Source organism: Nocardia sp. NPDC003345 (assembly GCF_053589395.1).
The window spans coordinates 1-5,324 of the sequence record NZ_JBSFRU010000396.1 but is presented as its reverse complement, the minus strand read 5'-3'; the positions used below and the strand labels follow the sequence as shown (position 1 = coordinate 5,324).

Sequence of the window (5,324 nt, the reverse complement as noted above, 5' to 3'; positions counted from 1 at the left end):
TCTGCGGATGCGCGTCGGTGAGCAGCGTCTCGTAGCTGGGGCTGCCGTCGGGGAAGGTCGCGGCATCGTTGGCGGGCGGGTTGAGCGCCAGGTCGAATGCCTCCACCGGGTTCAGTCCGGCGGTGATCCACACGATGGCCAGCGGGAACACCAGCCGCATGCCGAACACGGCGATCAGGATGCCGATGGTGAGGAAGATCTTCTGCCAGAACTCACTCATCTTCTCCAAGATGGTGGCGTTGATGACAGCGTTGTCGAACGACAGCGAGACCTCGAGGATGCCGAGGATGATGCACAGCGCCAGAGCTGTCGGACCACCGTAGAGGAAGGCCACCACCAGCGACAGCACTGTGACGACCAGAGATAAACCGAATATTCGCAGGACCACCCTGGGACCTTTCGTGTGCGGTGGCCGGACTGCGGTCGGAATCCCGGCCCTGAACGAGAAACCTGGTCGGCGGTGTCGGCGACCGGTCACCAGCGTTGCCGTCTACCGCCTATTTGTCCAATTTGTCCCCTCGCGCCCGCTGGGGAGTCGTGAAATGAGGGGGCCCGATACCGGACCCCCTCACGCTACCCGGAGGTGCGGATCGTCAGACGTTGACTCCGTAGTCACGGGCGATACCGGCCAGACCGGAGGCGTAGCCCTGACCGATCGCGCGGAACTTCCACTCGGCGCCGTTGCGGTACAGCTCACCGAACACCATGGCGGTTTCGGTGGAGGCGTCCTCGGACAGGTCGTAGCGGGCCAGTTCCTCGTTGTTGGCCTGGTTCACCACGCGGATGTAGGCGTTGCGCACCTGGCCGAACGACTGCGAACGGCTCTCGGCCTCGTAGATCGACACCGGGAAGAAGATGCTCTCGATGTTCGCCGGGGTGTTGGCCAGGTCGACGTTGATGACCTCGTCGTCGCCCTCGCCCTCACCGGTGGTGTTGTCGCCGATGTGCTCGATGGAGCCCTCGGGGGACTTCAGGTTGTTGAAGAACACGAAGTGCTTGTCGGAGACGACCTTCTTATCGGCTCCGGTGGCGATCGCGCTGGCGTCCAGGTCGAAGTCGGTGCCGGTGGTGGTACGCACATCCCAGCCGAGACCGACGGCGACCGCGGTGAGCCCCGGAGCCGCTTTGCTCAGCGAGACGTTGCCGCCCTTGGACAGACTGACACCCATGCGGGATTCCCTTTCGTAGTTGTCTGCGATTCCCAGCATGTCCGAAATCGCCGGGTACGAAATACGACAGTAGTGGTTTTCGGTGAAGTTGCGCAGAAAGTCGGTCAACCTCTATGTTCGCGTGCGCGATGGGGGTTCACCGCCGCGATCGGCACACCCGCCGGGTGATCTCATACCATCGGGTCTGTGGCAGGCCGCAGGCGTGGATGGTTCCGGTCGGGCGAAGATCCGTGGTTCGAGCAGGCGCGGTCGGCGCTGACCGCGGCGTTCCTGGATATGGATCGGCGGCAATCGGCCGCCGATACGGCGGCGGTGGCATCCGAGGAGATCTTCCCGGAGCGGGACCTGGGCCGGCGGTGGGCGCCCGTTCGCGACACCTGCTATGCCGCGGGCGAGGCCTACCTCACGCTCACCGCGGATATGGACCGGGACGAGCAGGCGGGGACCCGCGCGCCGGGCCGGGAGCAGCGAGCGGACGCGGTGGTCCGGCAACTCGGGGCGGCCGCCCGTGAGGTGGACCGGTTCTATCACGGGGCCAGGGAGCAGCTCGAGGAGGCGACGGGCCTGCGGCGGGCGGTGCCCGAACTCGTGGCGCGGATCACCGCGGAGGCCGCGCGGGTGCGCGGCCTCGCGGCCGGCTCGGGGTACGCGGGATACCCGTCGGTGCGGTCGGCCGCGACTGCTGTGGATGAGGCGCTCGTCACACTGGAGGCGGTGCCCGCGGCCGAACGGGGGCGGGTCCGGACGGCGGCGCACCAGCTCGAGGCGGCATCCGCGCTGCTGTCGGATGCGTTGGCCCAGGCCCCATCTCGCGAAGGAGCCGCGCGTAACGCGATATCCTCGGTCAGCACCCGGATCGCCGCGGTGCGCACCCGCGCCGAGGGGATCGGGCCCGCGCATTCGGCCCTGTTACGGGAGTTCAACGCTGCGAGTTCGGCGGATCTGGCCGACAATGAGCGCACCAGTGAGCGTCATATCGCCGCCGCGGACGCCGCCCTCGCGGGGGCGAAGGCCGCCGCGGCCGAGCACAACCCGGAGCCGGCCCTTGACCTGACCACGACTGCGCGCGGCCATCTCGCCGACGCCGAGCGACTCGTCGACGCCGTCACCAAACGGCTGTCCGAGTTGCGAGCGGTCCGCGACAATCCGCGCGAACGAGCCGAGGCCGTACGATTCCGTCTCCGGGACGCGCAGATGCTCGCCGTCTCGCGGGGACAGGTCTCCGAATGGGGCTCGGTACTGGACGCTCAGGTCGAGCGCCTCGACAGGGTCGCCGGATCCCTCACCGGGCGCCACCCCGATTATTGGGCGTATGTAAACGAGCTGGACACCATCACCGAATTCATTGCCGGTGTGGTGGAGCGAATGCGGAAACAACCACCGGGACAACGACGAGGATGAGACGGGGGCTCGATGACAGCAGGCATGGCCGTCCGGCAGGAGATCTCCCTGCACAAGGCGATACCGCGCCGGCATTTCCGGCAGTTGCAGGGTCCGGATGCCAGAGCGCTGTTCCACCGGCAGCCGGAGCCCTTCGACGAGCACACCGACCGTGACACGCTGGCCGTCGCGCTGGGCGCCACTCTCTACGTGCCGGCCACCAGAACCGATCTGACGGCGACCATCGTGCGCCGCGCCGATCGTGGGGTGTGCTCGATGGTCATCGATCTCGAGGACGCCGTCGCCGACCACGAGGTCGCGATGGCCAAACAGCAGACCGTGCGCACGCTGGACGAACTGGCGGCCCGCCGGGACCCGAGCCCGCTGCTGTTCGTCCGGGTCCGCGATGCCGATACCGTGCCCGAATTGCTCGACCGGCTGGGTGCGGGAGCCGACGTGCTCACCGGGTTCGTGTTTCCGAAATTCGACAGCTCTTCGGCGCCCAAATACCTTTCCGCGCTGGCCGCGGCCGCCGCGCGCACCGACCGCCCGCTCTACGGGATGCCGGTGCTGGAGTCGGCGGCGCTGGTGCACCGGCAGACCCGCGATACCGAATTGACCCAGATCGCGACGCTGCTGGCCGAGCACCGGGAACGGATCCTGGCGGTCCGGGTGGGTGCCACCGATATGTGCGCGACCTTCGGTATCCGCCGGGATCGCGATCTGACCATCTACGACGTGCGGGTCGTGGCCGATGTGATCGCCGATATCGTCAACTACCTGGGCCGTACCGACGGCACCGGGTTCGTGATCACCGGGCCGGTGTGGGAGTACTTCGCCGACCACGAGCGCCTGTTCCGCCCGCTGCTGCGCACCGCGCCGTTCGAGGAATCCGACGCGGTGCCGTTCCGCAGCTATCTGGTGAGCCGGGATCTCGACGGCCTGCTGCGCGAGATCACGCTGGACCGGGCCAACGGGATCCAGGGCAAGACCGTGATCCATCCGTCGCATGTGGCGGCGGTGCACGCCCTGTCGGTCGTGACGCACGAGGAGTATTGCGACGCTCTCGACATCCTGCAGGTCGAGGTCGGCGGCGTGGCCGCCTCCGGCTACCGGAACAAGATGAACGAGATGCGGCCGCATCGCAGCTGGGCCCGCCACACCCTGGCCCGGGCCCGGGTCTTCGGGGTGGCGAAGAAAGGGGTGTCCTTCGTGGATCTGCTATCGGCGCTGGTGACGGGATGAGTGCGCTACCCGTCGACGAGACCGGCCGGGCCACCGGCGCACTCGGTATCGAGCTGCGGCACGGGCACGCGTACCGCCACGGCCGGACCTCCGATTCGCTGCCGGACCGCCTGGATATCGCCGAACTCCTGCTGCCCGGACTGCGTAAGAATCCGCGGCGGGCGCATCTGCTGGTGTCCACGGTGCTGGGCAAACATCTGCCGACCGATCCGCTGGTGGTCCGTGATTCGGGCAACCGCCTGGGTGATCTGGTCCGCGCGGTGCTCGGGGAGCGGGACGCGGTCGTGCTCGGATTCGCCGAAACCGCCACCGGCCTGGGACATTGTGTGGCCGCGCGGATCGAGGCGGCCTGTTATCTGCATTCCACGCGTCGTGTGGTGGACGGCGCGGACACACTGACCGGTTTCGAGGAGGGGCATTCGCATGCCACCTCCCATCTGCTGCAGCCGGTTCCGCCCGGGGTGTTCACCCCCGGGCTCCCCCTGGTGCTGGTGGACGACGAGATCTCCACGGGCAATACCGCGCTGGACGCGATCACCGCGCTGCACGAATTCGCTCCCCGCACCCACTATGTGCTGGCCACGCTGGTCGATATGCGCACCGACGCCGACCGCGACCGCTTCGCCGCCGTGGCCGCCGGACTCGGTGCGCGGATCGACACGGTGTGCCTGGCGGCCGGCAGTACGGTGCTGCCGGAGGGCCTGGCCGCGACCGTCGCGGCGCTGCCCGAATGCGAGCTCAACCCGGTCGGGCGAGCGCGTGGCACAGTGACGCGACTGGAGCTGCCGTGGCCGCGCGAGGTTCCCGACGGTGGCCGGCACGGATTTCTCCGCACCGATATCGCGGCGTTCGAGCAGGCCGCCACGGCGGCCGGGAAGCTGTTGCGCGACCAGCTGGCCACCGAGTACGCCGGTCGTCCGGTGATCGTGCTCGGGCACGAGGAGTTGATGTATCTGCCGCTGCGGCTGGCGGTCGGGCTGGCCGAGGCCGGGTTGCCGGTGCGGTATCAGACCACCACCCGGTCTCCGGCGTATGTGCTCGACGAACCGGGCTATCCACTGCGCAGGGGATTCCGATTCCGGGCCCCCGAGGCGGGCCAGGACCAGCCGCGTTATCTCTACAACGCCCGGTGGCCGCGGCAGTACGACGCGCCCGGTGCCGCCGGGCCCGGGCCGGGCGGCGACGCGGCGGCCGACCCGGTACTCGTATTCGTGGTGGACGAACCGGGTGACTCCGCGGAACTGGGCGCGCCGGGCGGGCTGCTGGACGTGCTGACCACGGCGGGTTCGGACGTCCTGGTGGCGGTGCTCCCGGGCGCCGACCCACGGGCGCTGGCCGCGGCACGGAACGGCAACAGCAAGCCCGAACCGCTATACGGTCCCGAATTCGGTTCCTACGCCCGCGAGGACGTGGCGTGGCTGCTGAAGGACCTGTCCGGCGCGAATCTCGAAGCCGATATCGCCGAACGGGAACAGCGGATCCAGGCGGGGGTCGCGCACTACGCCGAATCGCTGCCCATCGAATATCAGC

General features: G+C 68.6%; 5 protein-coding genes. 3 read left to right on the top strand and 2 right to left on the bottom strand.

Going from position 1 to position 5,324, the window contains the following annotated elements; genetic code table 11:
- Both ACWDU1_RS29050 and ACWDU1_RS29045 read right to left on the bottom strand, forming a co-directional pair.
- Positions 1-388 (bottom strand): DUF475 domain-containing protein (locus tag ACWDU1_RS29050; protein ID WP_450003333.1); only part of this gene is annotated, 388 nt, incomplete at its 3' end.
- Positions 389-593: 205 nt separating this feature from the next.
- A complete protein-coding gene (locus ACWDU1_RS29045) occupies positions 594-1,169 on the bottom strand; it encodes a TerD family protein (RefSeq protein ID WP_450003332.1) in 576 nt (191 codons plus the stop codon).
- Positions 1,170-1,355: 186 nt separating this feature from the next.
- On the opposite strand from ACWDU1_RS29045, the gene ACWDU1_RS29040 reads away from it, so the two are divergent.
- From ACWDU1_RS29040 to ACWDU1_RS29030, 3 genes are all read left to right on the top strand, one after another.
- The gene (locus ACWDU1_RS29040; protein ID WP_450003329.1) at positions 1,356-2,570 is read left to right on the top strand and encodes a hypothetical protein; all 1,215 of its coding nucleotides are present in this window, start codon (positions 1,356-1,358) and stop codon (positions 2,568-2,570) included.
- Positions 2,571-2,582: 12 nt separating this feature from the next.
- Complete coding sequence (locus ACWDU1_RS29035; protein WP_450003327.1) at positions 2,583-3,794, top strand: HpcH/HpaI aldolase/citrate lyase family protein; 1,212 nt, start codon at positions 2,583-2,585, stop codon at positions 3,792-3,794.
- Positions 3,791-5,324: phosphoribosyltransferase domain-containing protein (locus ACWDU1_RS29030; RefSeq protein WP_450003325.1), on the top strand; the 1,534-nt coding region annotated here is incomplete at its 3' end. The genes ACWDU1_RS29035 and ACWDU1_RS29030, both read left to right, overlap by 4 nt.